Here is a 17,144-nt window from a genome sequence, read left to right on the forward strand (position 1 = left end):
GATAAACTTCTAGCGACTTGGATGAACGACCCTGAGAGTTGCGGAAAACTACCTTGAGAGTCGCGGGAAGCTTCTAGTGACTTGGGTGAACGACCTTGAGAGTTGCGGAAAACTTTAGCAACTTGGGTGAACTACCTTGAAAGTCGCGGAAAGCTTCTAGCGTCTTGGGTGAACGACCCTGAGAGTTGCGGGAAACTACCTTGAGAGTCGCAGGAAGCTTCTAGCAACTTGGGTGAACGACCTTGAGAGTTGCGGGAAACTTTAGCAACTTGGGTGAACTACCTTGAGAGTTGCGGGAAACTTTAGCAACTTGGGTGAACTACCTTGAAAGTCGCGGGAAGCTTCTAGCGTCTTGGGTGAATAATCCTATGGGTTGTATGTTCCTTCTATTGGTCATGAGTATGGGAGATCCTGTCTAGTCAGTTTTTGTCCAAGAGGTGTGGGTAGCCCGTCTATACTCTTAGTGTTCTTCTCTCCTCTATATTCTCTCAGACCTGCCTCGCCCTTTTGAATAGACCAACGCTGCAACGTATCTCGCTCACCCGCATAATTCATGAATGGAACCGAAAATCCGCAGGAAGTCTGTACTTTATGAACATCTATCAAAATGATCTGTCTGGCTCCAGGCAGAGATGTAAACATAGGGGACAGTGCTTCCCATTCTGCTGATTCAGGCAAAATCACAGCCCCTGTTCCATACAGTCTTAAAATGTTAGGCGTCCCCTCAAACGCACAAAACATAACCGTCACTCTTCCGTTTTCCAGCAGATGCGCGCTCGTCTCATTACCGCTGCCAGTCATGTCTAGATAGGCCACCTGATTAGGAGACAAAATCCGAAAACAATCATGCCCCTTCGGCGAAAGGTTAACATGCCCATCTTCTGAAAGCGGCGCCGACCCTACGAAAAAAAGGTGCTGCCGAAGAATAAACTCTTCATGTATTGGTAGTATAGCGGTAAATTGTTTTCCCATTTGGCATTCTCCATTTCTGTATATTGGTGTGCTGGCTAATCGGGCATCTCTACTCAACTCCATCAGATCCGCCGACTCAACGAACTACATGAACTACATGAACTACATGAACTACATGAACTACATGAACTACATGAACTACATCAGCTTCACCAATCACTTCAGCTCCATCAACCACATTAGCTTAACTAACTAGCTTTGCCAACTACATCAACTCCATCAACTCCACCAGTTACTTCAGCTCTAACAACTTCGTTAGTTTCTCCCACTAGAGTAGCTCTATCAACCACATTAGTTTAACTAACTAACTTCACCAACTCCAGCTGTTACAAAGTTACACAAGCTCTATCAACTCGTTAGTTTCACCAACTAGATCAGTTCCATAAGCGCATTAACTCCATTAACAATACCAGTACCACTAGCTCCCCTACCAAACTAACTTTGACTAGGTCCGAGCGGCGTTTGCGGCTAATGTAAGGCACTTTTGCCTCTCTTTCTTGCTACTTTGGCTCGATGCGGCTAATGTAGAGCATTTTTGCTCTTATTTCTAACTAATTCGACGCTATGCAGCTGATGTAGAGCATTTTTACCGTTCATCTCTGCTACCTACGCCTAACCCTGCGATTCTACGGGATTTCTACCGTTCATCCCTGCCATTTTGGCTCAACCCAGCAAATCTACGGGATTTATACCGTACATTTCCGCCACTTTGGCTCAACCCAGCAAATCTACGGGATATTTCCCGTTCATTCCCTCCACTTCTGCCCAATCCAGAAAATCTACGGGATTTATACCGTTCATTCCTGCCACTTTGTCTCAATCCAGCAAATCTACGGGATATTTCCCGTTCATTCCCTCCACTTCTACCCAATCCAGAAAATCTACGGGATTTATACCGTTCATTCCTGCCATTTTGGCTCAACCCAGCAAATCTACGGGATATTTCCCGTTCATTCCCTCTACTTCTGCCCAATCCAGCAAATCTACGGGATTTATACCGTACATTTCCGCCACTTTGGCTCAACCCAGCAAATCTACGGGATATTTCCCGTTCATTCCCTCCACTTCTGCCCAATCCAGCAAATCTACGGGATTTATACCGTTCATTCCTGCCACTTTATCTCAATCCAGCTATTCTGCGGGATATTTCCCGTTCATTCCCTCCACTTCTGCCCAATCCAGCAAATCTACGGGATTTATACCGTTCATTCCTGCCACTTTGTCTCAATCCAGCTATTCTGCGGGATATTTCCCGTTCATTCCCTCCACTTCTGCCCAATCCAGAAAATCTACGGGATTTATACCGTTCATCCCTGCCACTTTGTCTCAATCCAGCTATTCTGCGGGATTTCTACCGTACATCCCCGCCATTTCTGCCTAATCCAGCGATTCTACGGGATTTTTACCGTACAATTTTCCGCAGACACATTAGTTATGTATATATACTCTAGGGCTTCTCTTATGTCTCCCCCCGTCTGCCTAAATGCAAGCCTCATCAAGGATTAACAACACATCCCCAGATGAGATGAAAAGTCGTTATCCATTATTTTTACTGATGTATATATTCTTTTCAGGGGTATGTATTCTTTTAATTTGTTTATATTCTCTTCCACCGTCAAGTACCCCTTCATCGCGGTATCCGCTACGCCAACGGAAAAAGGGACTACCTCTCGGCAGCCCCCTTTCTCTCGAAAGTTGCTTGGTACTACTATCAGAAGCAACTCCCTTAAACCCCTTTTTCCCTCTAAAATACTTCCCTTTAAACAATTTCCTATAAAATAAAACTTTTCAAGCACTTAACCCACTAAGCACACAAAAGCATCTTTCCCCTAATCTATTCAATCGCAATATAAATCTCAACCTGCGTGTCAGCAGGATCAAAATTTCGCGAATCATAAATCTCAAAATCCCCCGTGTAAGTTCTTGCCTCCCTAGACTCCTTAAAGTACGCCCAAATCTCCCCCCACGCTTGCGCTACCACTTCAAATACCGGACCTTTTTTCGTCGTAAAAACCATGTATTTGCTCTCCGGTACAACCGCATAGGTGAACTGGCTTTCCTCCAGTCGGTTTTCCTCTAGTTGGTTTTCCACTAGTTGACTTTCCTCTAGTTGGTTTTTCTCTAGCTCGTTTTTCTCTAGCTCGTTTTTCTCTAGCTCGTTTTCCTCTAGTTCGCTTTCCTCTAGCTCGCTTTTCTCTAGCTCGTTTTCCTCTAGCTCGCTTTTCTCTAGTTCGCTTTCCTCTAGCTCGCTTTCCTCTAGACCGTTTTCCTCTAGCTGGTTTCCCTCTAAATGTCTCTCCTCAGCTACTTCATGCCCGATCACAACGGTATACGCTCCGCTCGCATCACTCTCATAATCCGTATACAACGCATAGATATACTCAGAATTTACCGTAGCTACCTGCCCCGCAATATTACTCTGAAAATAAGTTTCCCACAGCTGCGGCAAACCTCCATCAGGTCCCATTTCCACTTCATTAGTTGTGCGTATGCTAACCCCAGCCAAGGTCATTTTTGCTTTCTCTACAAAATAAGTATTCATCATTCTCCCTCATTTCCTGTGATTGAACTTAGTATACACAGGCAAAGTGGACACCTGTCTGTCCAGTTCGAATAGATTGATTTCAGTCTGGGTTATAAAGACACCATTAGGGTAATTAATAGTATGGAACTACACTCGAAGGGAATGACTACAGCATGTCAAAAATCAAATTAGCTGTCATCTACTACAGTGCCACAGGAACTAACTACCAGCTAGCACAATGGGCCGCGGAAAGCGCAGAAGAAGCAGGAGCTGAGGTAAAACTGCTGAAGGTGCAGGAACTGGTCCCCGAGGATAAAATCGCCGCAAATCCAGCCATGAAGGCCCTAGCTGAAGAAACAAAAGATATCCCAGTCGCCACACCCGACGATATAGTCGAAGCAGATGCGATTATTTTCAGTTCCCCAACCCGTTACGGTAACATTGCTTCCCAGATGAAGCAGTTCATTGATACAACCGGTGGCATTTGGGGCAAAGGACTAACAGTAAACAAAGTCGTCAGCGCCATGAGCTCAGCACAGAACCCGCATGGTGGACAAGAAGCTACGATTTTGGCACTCTACACGTCGATGTATCACTGGGGAGCAATTGTTGCAGCACCCGGTTATACTGATCCAGTCACATTCGGTGCGGGAGGCAACCCTTACGGAACAAGTGTCAGCGTAGATGGAGACGGTAAAATGATCGAAGATCAGGATCGGATCCGTGACGCTGTTTTTCATCAAGCGAAGCGTACCGTTGAAGTGGCCGGCTGGGTTCAGGCAGGCAAAAACGCCAATAATCAGAACTAGCGCAGCTTAGTTAATATAACAACACCCCTCGGAGCTACTTGTGCAGCACTACACCGAGGGGTGTTTAATTTATATTTTAATTACTCTCCAGGGTATTTAAGCCCCCACTGTGCACGCACTTGATCCAGCAGTTTCAGAATCGCTAACGATTCATCCAATGTCATCACCGGACTCTCTGTAAGCCCTGCCTGAAGACACCGTCCTACTTCCTCCGCTTCAAAACAATATCCAATAGAAGCACGGTCATCCACAAAGCTCTCTACCTTCTCATCTCCTATATAAAGCGCAGCCGATTTCGGGTTCACTAATGTACCCTCTACAATAATACGGCCTTCTGTGCCAAACACATGCGCTTCCTCCAACATGTTAAGACGAATACCACCGTTCAACGAAGCGGTTTTCCCGTTACCATATGACAACAGCATCGAGAAATGCTCGTCCACTCCAGTCTCACCTATGTGCACTGTGCTGGAAATAGACTCAGGATGAGGTCCAAACACCATGGAGGCAAAAGAAACCGGATAAATCCCCACATCCAGCAGCGCACCCCCGCCCAGCTTCGGATTCAGTAATCTGCCTTCCGGATTCCAGTCGGTACGAAACCCTAGGTCTGCCTTCACCAAACGAACATCACCGATCTTGCCCTCAGCAATCCATTCTCTAACCTTCACAATCGCCGGGATGTAGCGACTCCACATCGCCTCCATCAGGAATAGCTTATGTGTTCTAGCATAGGCCACAACTTCTTCCAATTCACCGCTGTTTACGGTAAAAGGTTTCTCACACAGGACAGCCTTGCCTGCACGCAGCGCCATTAAAGCATTTTCTTTGTGAAAAGGATGCGGCGTTCCAATATATACCGCGTCTACATTCGGGTCATTCAGCAATTCCTCATAGGTTGCATAGGCATGCGGAATTCCATGATTTTTAGCAAATTCATCGGCACTTTCCTGAGATCTTGACCCAACGGCATAAGCCACACCATTACTGGCATGCGCCAAATCAGTAACAAATTGATGAGCAATCCAGCCTGTGCTAATAATTCCCCATCTCACCTTGTAAGCGTTGTCCATTTTCATTTGCATGTTCCTCCTAATCCTTCTGCTAAGTCTCTTTAATTCTATCAGACCATTCTAATGAATGTATAGGAACTGATGCCAGCAAACACCACCGTCACCACCAAAATAGCAATATTCCAGATCTTGCTCAAGGCCGCTGAGTGCTCGTTAGAGCTTTGAATAAACGCTTTATGCAAAAGGAACTGTAAAAGCTTCATGATTATGAATCCCAAACAACCCAGCCCGCTTTGCAAAATAACCTCCAGACTAGCTTTACTTACAAATCGATCAGCCATGTTCCCATCATAATGAATCGGGACGGTATCCGGCATTTTGGAATAAAGGAATAAATAAATAGCTACAGGAATCAAGGCCACCACACTGCTTAAGATCATCGTCAGTTTGGTTTTGAACAACGTTTTACCCTCCTTGTGCGGAAAAATAATCTCCCCGTTATTCTCCTTCCACTTCAATCAGATATATCCCCTTCTTAAATCCACCGCGACGTTTAGCTTTCTCTGCACGTTGCTTCTCCAGCTCCACGCTATTGCTCCCATGTGTCTCCGCCAGAGCCTGAATCACTTCCAGCATATCGGCAAGCTCCTCCAAAGCTTCTTCATCACTTGCTGCCTGAAAATATTCCTCCGACTCTTCTTGCAATTTTTTACGTAGTTCAGTTATGTATTCTTTGGACTCTAATATCCTTGTGTTAAAATCTTTACCTTGAGAAGCTATCAAATCGGGGATGCCGTCACGCACTAGCTTTTCATATACAGGCATTTAAGCTCTTCCTTTCTTCTATATTATATTCTATCTCCCTTCAATCCGGCTTTGATTCCATCAGTAGACGTTCTACAAAAGGAAGATCTGCCGGAGCAAACATGAACTGACCCAGCTCAGCCGGAAGCACCCACCTATGTTCGTCGTGATCCACCAGATCAATTACACCTCCCTGATACCGCGCTTTCCAAGCAATCAATTGGATCTTTATCTCTCCATAGTTATGCTCGTTTATGCCAAAGCTCTCATAGGGAAGGATTGTGATCCCCATCTCTTCCTGAAGCTCTCTTTGCAGGCACTCTGCGATGCTCTCATCCTGCTCTATTTTGCCACCAGGAAATTCCCACAGACCTGCCTGCGATTTACCTTGCCGCCGCCGGGCAATAAGAATCTGCCCTTCTACATTATGTATAATTGCTGCCGCCACCTTGATCACAAAGAACACCTCCACTATTGCTAGTTATTCGACAGATACTACTATTAAAACATACAATTCATTCCAAACCAAAGAGACTCTCCCAAACGCCAACACGGCCTGGGAAAATCTCTTCAGTACAGTCTCTCTATACATTTCACAGCAGCGTTATCCTTACGGAAGAGCTACTATTTTGTCAGTACAAGCTCCAAGCGAACCTCAAGATTATTTTCTGTATCCAGCACAACGGTGTGGGGATTGCTTAGACCAAAGTCAGAAAAGGCCACTGTTGTCGTTCCCGACAACATCAACTGTCCCCCGCTATACGCCGCTTGCGACTGAAAGGTGACGTCCTTTTCTACTCCTTTTACGGTAAGCGTCCCCTGCATTTCAACAGGCACAGTTGCTCCTTCAGTCCATTCTGCCGGCAGCTCCGAAAATGACTTCACTACAAACGTGGATTGTGGAAATTCCGTAACGGATAGAAAATCCTCTCCTTTTACATGCTCGTCCCGTTGGCTATTGCCAGAATCCAGAGCGCTCATATCTACTGTCCCTTCCCCGGCCATCGAAGTATAATCCTCTATATTTACCTTCCAGGTACCCTGAACTTTGTTGTCTACGAAGTTTACTGTTTCTTTAGAGGTCGTCACTGACCAATAGACTTTAGAGGTTTCCGCAAGGGTCCAATCCCCGTTTAATTGTTCGGCTGTGACCGCCACCCCTGCTGATGCTCCAGTGTTATTTGTTGTCTTTCCAGCACCTGCTGTTGTTGCTTGATTTGGAATCACGGACTCGATCTCTACATTATTGCCCAGCGATTTATCCAGTAATGTATAACCTGTGACTACTCCTACGATAATAACTCCTGCAGCGATCAAGGCTATTCTTTTTCTCTTCATCCTGTTCCCTCCAATATTCATAATTTCTGTATGCTTTCAAGCTCGTCCCTCATTCTAACAAAGCAATATGTCGGGAAGAAGTCAGAGCAGAACGGGCTATGATGTGTTAAACTTGTCGTAAATTTTATGGACTGGAGGTACTCCAATTTGACGAAATCCATTCTTGTTGTAGAAGATGAAGAAGCCATCTCTAGGGTCCTCAGTGCTTATCTGAAAAAAGCAGGCTTTCAAGTCACCCGTGTAGCTGATGGACGCGCTGCGCTGGAGTCTTTTGCTATATCTCCTCCTTCATTAGTATTACTAGACATCATGCTGCCAAACATGGACGGCTTTGAACTGCTTAAGCTCATCCGTGAAAAAAGCAGCTGCCCTGTGATCATGCTGACGGCAAGAGATGGGATCAATGACCGGCTAGCCGGCCTCGACGGTGGTGCGGATGATTATATGTCTAAACCTTTTATTCCCGAGGAAGTGGTGGCACGTGTGAACGCTGTCTTACGCCGTCCCTCGCAGTGGTCAGATGGCAGCCGTAAACGGCATTATGGCAGTTTGTTTATCGACTTCACAGCACGTGCTGTCTTTTTGAATGGGGCTGAGCTGAGTCTTAGTCCTCGGGATATGTCAGTGCTGTTATTTCTCGCTGAAAGGCCTAATCAGATTTGTACGCGTGAGCAATTAATAGAATTTGTATGGGAAATGGATTATGAAGGAAGCGACCGGGCGGTAGATTTGTCGATCAAAAGACTACGCCAAGCGTTGTCGCACTGGCCTACTAGTGAGGGGGAAATCCGTACCCTAAGGGGGACGGGATATCAATTATGGACAACTTAAAGAGAAACAACGCCAAACGCACCTCTATCCTTTCTTACTGGACGATACGTTATCTGCTCATTATTAGTGTAGGCCTGCTCCTCACAGCTTTAGCTACATTATGGTGGATCCGTCAGGAGGCTATGAGCAATCGTCTGCAGACTGCGGGGCTTTTGGCACAGGAGATTGCAGATCGCAGCTTAAATATGGAGGGCTCCATTGAAATCAGCCAAAATCTCGAAAAGCTGATCGAAGACCGGAAACGGTTTTTCAAGTTAACCATAGAGATGTGCGTGATCATTACTGATCAACAAGGTCAAATGCTATTCTCCCTGCCACCTCTAACTGACAAGGAAATGAGATATAAGCTTAATGATAGCCTGAACGACTCCCGCAGTCCGGAGTTTAAAGCTGCTGTGGCTCCCATAAATTCGAATGACGAAACGCTGGGACAGGTTATTGTTCTGCAATCCAAAAAATCGCTGCGGCATATTCCACAGGAGGAGATCATATTTTTCTCCATACTGCTGCTGTTTCTAATCATCTTAAGTTGGCTAACCATTTACCTCTTATCTCGTAAACTGGCAAAACCCATTCAGAAGGTAGTCGAGGCAGCGGCTCAAATCAGCCATGGCCGTTATGATATCGTTCTAGATAAGGATGCTAAAGAGCGGGAAATTCATGAGCTGATGATGTCTTTTGAAGAGATGGCAGGCAAGTTACAGCAATTTGAGCAGTCTCGAGCCGTAATGCTGGCCGGAGTCTCCCATGAGTTGAAAACACCCGTAACTTCTATTAAAGGCCTGGTGCATGCCGTCCGCGAAGGGGTCGTTGAAGGTGATGAAGCTGTGGAATTTCTGGATATTGCCCTGCTGGAGGCTGGGAGGTTGCAGCGAATGGTAGCCGACCTTCTGGATTACAATGCCCTGACTGCAGGAATGGTTTCCGTTCGTCACGACCGACTCGATGCCGTACCACTACTATCAGAAATCGTATATCAATGGAAACTGACACAGGCGGAAGATGTTGCTGAACCCGTGCTCCATATGCCGATCAATCCCTTGTTTTTGCGTGGGGACTCCCTTCGTATCCAGCAGATTATCGTCAATCTACTTAATAACAGCGTACAAGCCAAAGCTCCTGATCGAAGGGTTCAGCTTACGATAGAACTGCTGGAGCAGCAAGGTCATGGCTTTGCCGAAATCCGTGTTCAAGATAATGGGCTTGGCATCTCATCCAATCATAGTGAGCATGTCTTCGAAGCCTTCTTCCGGGGCAGCGACAAGCAGAGCACACTGCGTGGTCTAGGACTCGGCCTAACCTTCAGCCGTCTGTTGGCCGAATCTATGAATGGAAGCCTCGTGCTTGAGGAGCACTCAGACAAAGGCTGCACCTTCGTGCTGTCTCTGCCGCTTGATGACTAAAAAAATAGTCTACGATCCATCGACATGGTATAATCATGTGCACAATCACACCGAAAACCGGAGGCTGTATATGCTTACTTTTGAACAAAAATTAGCGATTCTCGACTCTTACCCCCAGCTGGAACGCAAAAACGTATCCCTTGGGCGCGTGAACTATCACTACGAGGAAAGCCAGCATGATAAGAAAACCGTGGCTTTTCACCTGCATCCAAATGGTAATGGCTATGTGTTCGCAGGCTTACTGCGGGGCTACGAGACAGACGATAAGGGCTTCGTGAATATTCGCGACTACTCGGAATCCGAGCTGCGTAGTTTGCTGGATGCCTCCATCACCTCACTGTCTATTTACATTCCTGATGCTCCTGTAGCCAGCAAAAGAAAGAAAAAGGCTGCGGCAACTGCCGATACACTCTGGACTAATGATGAGGGCCAAACCCTAACCCTAAAGCTTGAGGATGATTTATGGTATGTCTATGCCGACCTCAATCTGGAGATGGCGTTTGAAACGCTTGAGGAAGCTAAAGAATATTTAGCGGAAGAGGGATTTACAGCAGCACAGGAGTAATTGTCAGACTTTAATCTACACACTAACAATAAAAGAGGTGTCTGAGCAGCCATTTGTTTTGGCCGTTCGGACACCTCTTTTCTAATAAAACGATCCTTAATATACAGGTTCCGTATATATGTAACTATAAATACCCAAATCGAGCTCGGAAACCACTTCATAATCTAGTTGGAATTCTATAGTCTTATTCGATAGACCTCCTACAAAATAACTGCCCTCCACAACCAACCTATCCTTCCCTCCAACTGGGGCGACCAAGATCAGCTGTTCAGCTTTATTGGCTGGGATCACAAAGTTTTGCAGCCCACCCGTCTGATCCTGAATATATTTACGGACAGACACGAGGTTACTGCCTAATTCCGAGAGGCCGGAATTGTTGTTCCGCCATACATCAAGCGCATCTTGTTGGGATTGGTTGGAACTGACACACGCCTGATTAACTGAAAATTCCGGGATTTTATATATATTCCCGCCAATATTATCGATAACTACTTTATGGGTTACTTCCGTACAATTTTCAATTTTCAGAGTCGGCATGGGATCCTTTTCCTTTGAGAACGTCTTTATGATTTTTTGATCACCGGGCTTAAAATTTATTGAGATGTCTTTATTATCCATGTTAGAAAATTCGAGCAAGCTATACAACTGATTATGTTTAATACCGTAGTGCTTTACGTTTATAACAAACCTGTTTCTCTCATCTGATAACGATTTTGATTGCTCTTGACTTCCTACTGAAATTGTTCTGTTAACCGGAGCAATAAGCTTCTCCTCGGCAACTGGTGAGGTTATGTAAATAGATTTTGCACCTTCATCCCAAGTGATACTACTACCCAACACTTCGCTAATAAATCTTAGAGGGACGAGTGTATTATTTTGAAAATTGATACCCTTTAAGACTTGCTCATTCTCTTTGGCGTTTACAATTACTCTTCCTTCTTTGACCAGATAAAAAATGTTAATATCCCCTTTAACCGCTGAGACCGACTTCGCATGATTATCCCATTTTATAGTTGCGCCTAAAGCTTCAAATATCGACCGCATGGGTACATATGTAACTCCATCTTTCAGGATAGGACTTACATTAAAATGTAATTGCTTACCGTCCAAATAACATTTGAGATCACTGTCGTCCGCAAAGGCTTGACTTGAAGATAAAATAGCAAAACTTATCATCACCACAAAAAAAGTGATAATTTTTGAAGCAAAGTTGTGGTTTTTCATGTTCTTAATTTAGCTCCTAATCTAGAAAAATAAAGTATTACATTGCACACCTGAATATATCAAATGGCCAATCAAAATGTAAGTCTAAAAAGAAAACTACCAACCACACCCAAATTATGGTTAGATGAAGGAGAAGCCATATCCTAGAGGGAAAGAAGCGTGAACGCATATGAGTTTTGAAATCGTAGAGGCCACCATACCGGACATCCAAGCTGCATTAGAAGCCGGAGAAATTACGTCAAAACAACTAGTTCTCATGTATTATGAACGTATTGCTGATCACGACAAAAACGGCCTGACGATTAACTCTGTACTGGAGATTAATCCTGATGCGTTGTTTATCGCAGAATCTCTGGATGTGGAACGGGCAATTAATGGCCCTCGCGGCCCGCTGCACGGGATACCTGTGTTGTTGAAAGATAACATCAATACTGGGGACAAAATGCATACAAGTGCGGGTTCGCTGGCTTTGGCGAATTCTTTTGCCGGGGAAGATGCGTTTATAGTTACCAAGCTGCGTGAAGCCGGAGCCATTATTATGGGTAAAGCCAATATGACCGAATTCGCCAATTTTATGACGAACGGCATGCCCTCCGGTTACAGCTCCCGCGGCGGGCAAGTCCTTAACCCCTACAATATTTCTACGCCAACCGGCGGCTCTAGTGCTGGTTCAGCAGTAGCTGTCGCTTGTAATTTCTGTACGGTCTCTGTTGGCACAGAAACTTCAGGATCGATTCTTAATCCCGGTAATTTGGGCTCCATCATCGGCATTAAGCCAACCGTGGGGCTGCTCAGCCGTTCAGGAATTCTGCCGCTCTCCAATACACAAGACACCGCAGGGCCTATGGCTAGAACCGTTCATGATGCCGTGTTGCTACTAAACGCCATGCTGGGCAATGATCAGCACGATGCAGCGATGGGAACAAATACAGGTAAAGTCCACGGGGATTATACTGTATTCCTTGATCCGAATGGTTTGCAGGGAGCTAGAATTGGGATACCACGTGATTATTATTTTGAGGAGCTAACAGATGAGCAGCTTGCCTTGTTCAACGCTTCCGTCGACAGGATGAGAGAGCTTGGAGCGACCATCATTGATCCCGCGGATATTAAAACCGCCCGCGAAATTAGTTACTCTTCGGTGGTATTAAACGAATTCAAAACAGCACTGAATGCTTATTTATCTCATTTGGGCCCCGGAGCACCTATGCGAACCTTGAAGGATATTATTGATTTTAATCATGCACACCCTGTGGAGACTTTGAGATTTGGTCAAGCTACGTTAATAGATGCGGAATATACCTCCTCCGGCACACAAAGCGAAGCTCAATATTTACGCCATCGTGCGACTGACCTGAAGCTGTGCAAGGAAGAAGGCATCGATGCCACTATGAAAGAATACAATCTGGATGCCCTGCTGTTCCCTGCCGATTTTGGCGCCAGAATTACTTCCAGAGCAGGATATCCGTCCCTCGTCGTTCCTTCTGGGTACACGTCGGCCGGTGCTCCCTTTGGTGTAACCTTCTCAGCAAAAGCTTATCAGGAGCCCACGCTTATCAAGCTAGCCTATGCTTATGAGCAGCATTACAAGGTGCGAAAAGCACCTTCGCTAAAAAGCTTCATTTGATTAAACCTATTCCTGGAGTGGAACAATACCTAAATGCCTGTTTCCCTCATGGGACAGACTCCATGTACGCACTTCATAGCTACGAATGCCAGACAGCACGTAAGGATCTTTTTCGGCAAGGAGAACGGCTACTTCGCGTGAGTTCGCTCTTACAATAACCATACCGCCAGGACAATCACTAAAGGGACCACACAGCACTAATTGTCCTTTACGGTCCAGCTCTTGTAAATGCTTAACATGACCACGAATAATCTCCATGTCTCTACGGTCTTGATTCGTCGGGCTAAGCAAAATAACATAACAAATATCTGCTTGATTGACCTCACTCATCCTATTCTCCACCTCTCGTTCAAATAGAAACTAAAGCCCGTAAACGGTGATTTTCCAATGCCGATTCGGGCCTTTTTATTTCGCGATGTCTCTGTAGCTTCATTCATAATCTCGCTGATTTTCTTCATCGGCAATATTTTGAATCTCATCAGAATGAATAAGAAACAGCTCGTAGTCCCCCTCTGCATGCAGCTTCAGCGCTCGTTCTTTAAAAAACTTCGGGCTGCCTTCCGCCGCATCCTCATCATAAAAGAGCAATATCCCGTCACTTTTGCGGAACAACAAGTCGTCTCTGGCCCGGAACTGCCAGCTGCCGTCATAAGGGGCATTACTGACCGCCCTGCAAAAGTCCGCACCCGCAATAATACGTCGGTATTCCTCCTGCTTCTCTTCCTTCCACTTCTCTTCCTGTCCAGTATGCGCCGTAATGATCCCCAATTTCAATTCAGGATATTGAGTCTTGAGTTCACTTACCACCTCACAAGCCCAAAGATCGACACCATACTGGCCGGGGGTAATAATCCATTCGACGCCTTCTTCAATTAGCGGTTTTAATCTGTTAGACAGCGCCTTTTTGATATAAGGAATTCCCGGATGTTTATTGTCAAAAATACCGAGCTCATGCGCACGGTAGCCTGTTACGAGTAAATTCTTCATGTACTGCCTCTTTCCTGAACGTTGGTTATGTCTTACCATGACTTACCTTTGTAGAGTTTTATCCCACTTATATGATTATTATATAGCATTTACATGATCTATTTCTTTAGGCAAACTTTCAGCTGATCTTAAGCAACCTTTCAGAACCGTCTGATATATTTCTCCTAATCAATCTAAAACTATTAAGGAGAGAAAATAAATGAAGAAATTAATACCGATTATGATCTCAGGAAGTCTACTCGCTTCTCTACTATTGGCTGGCTGCAGCACGAACTCGGAGGCCGAAGGAACAGCAGTTGCTAATAACCAAGCGAACACGGCACCCGCAGATAACACTGAGGCACAGCAATCTCATGGAAACGGCAATCAACAAAACGGCAGACCCGACATGTCCATGAATTTCGGCAAGATTAAGAGTATTAGCGACAACACGATTACAATCTATACGTCAGAAATGCCTTCCCCGCCCGCACAAGGCACTGGAGGTACGACTGGAGCCGATATGCAAAATGGTCAGGCCGGTACTCCACCGGAAAGACCCGAAGGTGATCAAGGCTCAGAAAACGGTACACCTCCAGAGGGGGGAATGCCGGAAGGAGGTGGCCCTGACGGCGGTGGACAAGATGGTGGACCACAGGGGGGTGGGATGCAGCAAACCTTCTCCGAGGAAACCACAGATATTACAATTGATGCTGATACCAAAATTGTAACGGTGACCTCCGACAATGGCACGCGTCAGGAGAACACGATCAGCTTAGCTGACCTGAAAGCTGATGACATTATCCAATATACGCTGAAATCCGGTTCCACTTTGGCGGAGAGCATTACTTTAAGCAGCGGAAACCCAATGGGTACGGCTGAAGGCAAAATGAGCAGCGACTGAAACACCAAAAGATAACAGAAAAAATCCCCACCTACGATCAGCTTCATAAAAGCGTTTTGTAGTGGGGATTTCAAATTTATATAGGTTAGATGAGACTCAACTATTTTTTATCCGACAAAATCAATACTCCGCGACCCGGCACAACAGCTGAACCGCTAATTACATTACCTGTCAGTAGATCAGTACGCTCAGCCGCCCCAATATCGGCGCTTAAATCACCAGCGGTGTGGTTCAGCAAGAACAGATAAGATACGCCATCCTTCACACGTTGAACAGATTCGATACCTTCCGGTGCAGTTACCAGCGGCTGAATGTTCTTTTCGGCACACAGATTCGCTAGGAAACCTTGCAGGAATCCAGCTTCTGGGCTAGTCGCCACATAATAAGCTTTACCTTCGCCAAATTTATTCACAGTCAGTGCAGGCATTCCTTTATAGAAATCAGAACCGTACTCTGCCAAAACTTCTGCCCCTTCGGCATGGATCAGATCGCAGAGCAGATCACATTTATAAGAACCACTCAAGCTACCCCACGTTTTATCCAGCACGAGCTCATTGCTCATACCTGGCAGTAATGCATCGATTTCCTCTGCCCAAATTCCAAGCACCTTACGCAATTCGCCTGGATAACCTCCAACCGTTACAAGGTCGTTCTCATTAACAATACCGCTGAAATAAGTCGTAATGAATGTGCCGCCCGCTTTTACAAAGGCTTCAACCTTCTCTGCAAAACCTGGCTTGACCATGTACATTACAGGTGCGATAACAATTTCATACTTGGACAGGTTCTCTTCGACCCCGATCATGTCGGCTTCGATATTTTGCTGATACAGCGCATCATAATATTTGTGAACTTCATTCACGTAATCCAAGGCAACCGACGGACCGCTTGATAGATCAAGTGCCCAACGATTTTCCCAATCGTAGATGATCCCTACTTTAGCCGCACTGCGCGCATCCAGTAATTGATCTCCAAGCTGCTCCAGCTCTTTGCCCAGCTCAGCACATTCACGGAATACCCGTGTGTGTTCATGACCCACATGCTCAATTACCGCTCCATGATACTTTTCACAAGCCCCTATCGAACGACGCAGCTGGAAGAACAACACAGTATCTGCACCACGTGCTACAGCCTGGTAACTCCATAGGCGCATAACGCCTGGACGTTTCAAAGAGTTGTAAGGTTGCCAGTTCTGCTGGCTCGGTGTTTGCTCCATCAGCATGAACGGTCGGCCATTTTTTAATCCACGCATAAGATCATGTGTCATTGCTGTAAAGCTGACCGGTGTGTCCAGTGAAGGATAGTTGTCCCAAGAAATTACATCCATATGCTTGGCCCACTCAAAATAATCCAGCTCCGGATAAAAGCCCATCAAGTTCGTTGTAACTGGTACGTTGGTGCTGTGTTCTTTGATCGCTTCATATTCGATTTTGTAACATTCGAGCAAGCTATAAGACATAAAACGGCGATAGTCCAACGAGATCCCTTGGAAGTTAGTACGGTTACCGTTCCATTCTTCACTCAGCTCATTTGGTACCACAATTTCTTCCCAATCATAAAACGTATGTCCCCAAAAGCGTGTATTCCAAGCCTTGTTCAAAGCATCCAGCGAACCATAACGCTCCTTCAACCAGACACGGAAGGCAGCAGCGGACTGTTCGGAATAATCATAGCCACCATATTCATTAGAAATATGCCAAGCTACCAGTGCCGGATGATCTTTGTAGCGTTCTGCCAGCTTACCAGCCAGCTTCGCTGCATACTTGCGGTAAACTGAACTGTTCGGATTGGAGTTATGACGTCCACCGAACTTACGTTTTCTGCCCTGGACATCGACACGTGTCACTTCAGGATATCGGTGAGCCATCCAAGCTGGATGCGCTCCTGTTCCTGTAGCTAGACATACATAAGTTCCATTTTTATATAGTCTATCCATTAATTCATCCAATGAGGAGAAATCATAAGTATCTTCGGAAGGTTGAATTAAAGCCCAGGAAAACACATTAATTGTGGCAACATCAATTCCCGCCAGCTTGAACATCCGTTCATCCTCAGCCCATACAGGCGCATCCCATTGCTCCGGATTGTAATCTCCACCGTACCAAATTTTAGGTAATTTATCGTTAATCACACTTCGCACACCCTTTATAGTATAATTATATAT

The 17,144-nt window shown here is 45.5% G+C and carries 18 protein-coding genes; 7 read left to right on the plus strand and 11 right to left on the minus strand.

Annotated elements, in window-relative coordinates:
* Positions 1-393: 393 nt before the first annotated feature.
* A complete protein-coding gene (locus MKY63_RS05975) occupies positions 394-972 on the minus strand; it encodes a pyridoxamine 5'-phosphate oxidase family protein (RefSeq protein WP_038568865.1) in 579 nt (192 codons plus the stop codon).
* 709 nt (positions 973-1,681) lie between these two features.
* Between MKY63_RS05975 and MKY63_RS05980 the strand changes: the two genes are divergently transcribed.
* Complete coding sequence (locus tag MKY63_RS05980) at positions 1,682-2,353, plus strand: hypothetical protein (RefSeq protein ID WP_339279587.1); 672 nt, start codon at positions 1,682-1,684, stop codon at positions 2,351-2,353.
* A 453-nt stretch (positions 2,354-2,806) separates the two neighbouring features.
* Here the strand turns inward: MKY63_RS05980 and MKY63_RS05985 are convergent, their stop codons facing one another.
* Positions 2,807-3,517: an effector binding domain-containing protein gene (locus MKY63_RS05985; protein ID WP_339279586.1), complete on the minus strand. Its 711-nt coding sequence runs from the start codon at positions 3,515-3,517 to the stop codon at positions 2,807-2,809.
* 152 nt (positions 3,518-3,669) lie between these two features.
* Here MKY63_RS05985 and wrbA point away from each other — a divergent pair, with 152 nt between their 5' ends.
* Positions 3,670-4,305: an NAD(P)H:quinone oxidoreductase type IV gene (gene wrbA, locus MKY63_RS05990; RefSeq protein ID WP_339279585.1), complete on the plus strand. Its 636-nt coding sequence runs from the start codon at positions 3,670-3,672 to the stop codon at positions 4,303-4,305.
* A gap of 80 nt (positions 4,306-4,385) precedes the next feature.
* On the opposite strand, the gene MKY63_RS05995 is transcribed toward wrbA, so the two are convergent.
* The 5 genes from MKY63_RS05995 to MKY63_RS06015 all read right to left on the minus strand — a co-directional run bounded on the left by MKY63_RS05995 (position 4,386) and on the right by MKY63_RS06015 (position 7,460).
* On the minus strand, positions 4,386-5,378 hold the full coding sequence (locus MKY63_RS05995; protein WP_076274915.1) for a Gfo/Idh/MocA family oxidoreductase: 993 nt from the start codon (positions 5,376-5,378) through the stop codon (positions 4,386-4,388).
* A 50-nt stretch (positions 5,379-5,428) separates the two neighbouring features.
* Positions 5,429-5,779: a DUF1648 domain-containing protein gene (locus tag MKY63_RS06000; RefSeq protein WP_143766260.1), complete on the minus strand. Its 351-nt coding sequence runs from the start codon at positions 5,777-5,779 to the stop codon at positions 5,429-5,431.
* Positions 5,780-5,816: 37 nt separating this feature from the next.
* Positions 5,817-6,143: a nucleoside triphosphate pyrophosphohydrolase gene (locus MKY63_RS06005; RefSeq protein WP_076274911.1), complete on the minus strand. Its 327-nt coding sequence runs from the start codon at positions 6,141-6,143 to the stop codon at positions 5,817-5,819.
* Between the two features lie 40 nt (positions 6,144-6,183).
* A complete protein-coding gene (locus MKY63_RS06010) occupies positions 6,184-6,579 on the minus strand; it encodes a (deoxy)nucleoside triphosphate pyrophosphohydrolase (RefSeq protein ID WP_036680800.1) in 396 nt (131 codons plus the stop codon).
* 167 nt (positions 6,580-6,746) lie between these two features.
* On the minus strand, positions 6,747-7,460 hold the full coding sequence (locus MKY63_RS06015) for a YceI family protein (protein ID WP_076274912.1): 714 nt from the start codon (positions 7,458-7,460) through the stop codon (positions 6,747-6,749).
* Between the two features lie 126 nt (positions 7,461-7,586).
* Here MKY63_RS06015 and MKY63_RS06020 point away from each other — a divergent pair, with 126 nt between their 5' ends.
* The 3 genes from MKY63_RS06020 to MKY63_RS06030 all read left to right on the plus strand — a co-directional run bounded on the left by MKY63_RS06020 (position 7,587) and on the right by MKY63_RS06030 (position 10,259).
* On the plus strand, positions 7,587-8,291 hold the full coding sequence (locus tag MKY63_RS06020; protein ID WP_036680796.1) for a response regulator transcription factor: 705 nt from the start codon (positions 7,587-7,589) through the stop codon (positions 8,289-8,291).
* Complete coding sequence (locus MKY63_RS06025; RefSeq protein WP_076274913.1) at positions 8,279-9,694, plus strand: HAMP domain-containing sensor histidine kinase; 1,416 nt, start codon at positions 8,279-8,281, stop codon at positions 9,692-9,694. The genes MKY63_RS06020 and MKY63_RS06025 overlap by 13 nt, the downstream gene beginning before the upstream one ends.
* Positions 9,695-9,764: 70 nt before the next feature.
* Positions 9,765-10,259, plus strand: coding sequence for a hypothetical protein (locus tag MKY63_RS06030; RefSeq protein WP_076099543.1), 495 nt, complete (start codon positions 9,765-9,767; stop codon positions 10,257-10,259).
* 96 nt (positions 10,260-10,355) lie between these two features.
* Here MKY63_RS06030 and MKY63_RS06035 read toward each other — a convergent pair whose 3' ends face one another.
* Positions 10,356-11,483 (minus strand): copper amine oxidase N-terminal domain-containing protein, encoded by a 1,128-nt coding sequence (locus tag MKY63_RS06035; protein ID WP_339812005.1) that lies wholly within the window; start codon positions 11,481-11,483, stop codon positions 10,356-10,358.
* Between the two features lie 169 nt (positions 11,484-11,652).
* On the opposite strand from MKY63_RS06035, the gene MKY63_RS06040 reads away from it, so the two are divergent.
* Positions 11,653-13,110 carry an amidase family protein gene (locus tag MKY63_RS06040; RefSeq protein WP_339812007.1) on the plus strand — a complete coding sequence of 486 codons (1,458 nt, stop codon included), beginning with the start codon at positions 11,653-11,655 and terminating at the stop codon, positions 13,108-13,110.
* 6 nt (positions 13,111-13,116) lie between these two features.
* On the opposite strand, the gene MKY63_RS06045 is transcribed toward MKY63_RS06040, so the two are convergent.
* Positions 13,117-13,440, minus strand: a complete 324-nt coding sequence (locus MKY63_RS06045; RefSeq protein ID WP_339812009.1) for a YciI family protein — start codon at positions 13,438-13,440, stop codon at positions 13,117-13,119.
* Between the two features lie 99 nt (positions 13,441-13,539).
* On the minus strand, positions 13,540-14,097 hold the full coding sequence (locus tag MKY63_RS06050; protein WP_038568847.1) for a DUF1273 domain-containing protein: 558 nt from the start codon (positions 14,095-14,097) through the stop codon (positions 13,540-13,542).
* Between the two features lie 199 nt (positions 14,098-14,296).
* Between MKY63_RS06050 and MKY63_RS06055 the strand changes: the two genes are divergently transcribed.
* Positions 14,297-14,980 carry a hypothetical protein gene (locus MKY63_RS06055; protein WP_339812012.1) on the plus strand — a complete coding sequence of 228 codons (684 nt, stop codon included), beginning with the start codon at positions 14,297-14,299 and terminating at the stop codon, positions 14,978-14,980.
* Between the two features lie 100 nt (positions 14,981-15,080).
* Here MKY63_RS06055 and MKY63_RS06060 read toward each other — a convergent pair whose 3' ends face one another.
* Positions 15,081-17,111 (minus strand): beta-galactosidase, encoded by a 2,031-nt coding sequence (locus MKY63_RS06060; RefSeq protein ID WP_339812015.1) that lies wholly within the window; start codon positions 17,109-17,111, stop codon positions 15,081-15,083.
* Positions 17,112-17,144: the final 33 nt, after the last annotated feature.

This window comes from Paenibacillus sp. FSL R7-0189, assembly GCF_037969925.1.
GTDB lineage: Bacteria > Bacillota > Bacilli > Paenibacillales > Paenibacillaceae > Paenibacillus_AQ > Paenibacillus_AQ odorifer.

What these genes read in the sequence shown, in the direction of transcription:
- MKY63_RS05975 (WP_038568865.1), bottom strand. Translation starts at nt 972, where the DNA reads ATGGGAAAACAATTTACCGCTATACTACCAATACATGAAGAGTTTATT.
- MKY63_RS05985 (WP_339279586.1), bottom strand. Translation starts at nt 3,517, where the DNA reads ATGATGAATACTTATTTTGTAGAGAAAGCAAAAATGACCTTGGCTGGG.
- wrbA (WP_339279585.1), top strand. Translation starts at nt 3,670, where the DNA reads ATGTCAAAAATCAAATTAGCTGTCATCTACTACAGTGCCACAGGAACT.
- MKY63_RS05995 (WP_076274915.1), bottom strand. Translation starts at nt 5,378, where the DNA reads ATGGACAACGCTTACAAGGTGAGATGGGGAATTATTAGCACAGGCTGG.
- MKY63_RS06005 (WP_076274911.1), bottom strand. Translation starts at nt 6,143, where the DNA reads ATGCCTGTATATGAAAAGCTAGTGCGTGACGGCATCCCCGATTTGATA.
- MKY63_RS06015 (WP_076274912.1), bottom strand. Translation starts at nt 7,460, where the DNA reads ATGAAGAGAAAAAGAATAGCCTTGATCGCTGCAGGAGTTATTATCGTA.
- MKY63_RS06020 (WP_036680796.1), top strand. Translation starts at nt 7,587, where the DNA reads ATGGACTGGAGGTACTCCAATTTGACGAAATCCATTCTTGTTGTAGAA.
- MKY63_RS06025 (WP_076274913.1), top strand. Translation starts at nt 8,279, where the DNA reads ATGGACAACTTAAAGAGAAACAACGCCAAACGCACCTCTATCCTTTCT.
- MKY63_RS06030 (WP_076099543.1), top strand. Translation starts at nt 9,765, where the DNA reads ATGCTTACTTTTGAACAAAAATTAGCGATTCTCGACTCTTACCCCCAG.
- MKY63_RS06035 (WP_339812005.1), bottom strand. Translation starts at nt 11,483, where the DNA reads ATGAAAAACCACAACTTTGCTTCAAAAATTATCACTTTTTTTGTGGTG.
- MKY63_RS06040 (WP_339812007.1), top strand. Translation starts at nt 11,653, where the DNA reads ATGAGTTTTGAAATCGTAGAGGCCACCATACCGGACATCCAAGCTGCA.
- MKY63_RS06045 (WP_339812009.1), bottom strand. Translation starts at nt 13,440, where the DNA reads ATGAGTGAGGTCAATCAAGCAGATATTTGTTATGTTATTTTGCTTAGC.
- MKY63_RS06050 (WP_038568847.1), bottom strand. Translation starts at nt 14,097, where the DNA reads ATGAAGAATTTACTCGTAACAGGCTACCGTGCGCATGAGCTCGGTATT.
- MKY63_RS06055 (WP_339812012.1), top strand. Translation starts at nt 14,297, where the DNA reads ATGAAGAAATTAATACCGATTATGATCTCAGGAAGTCTACTCGCTTCT.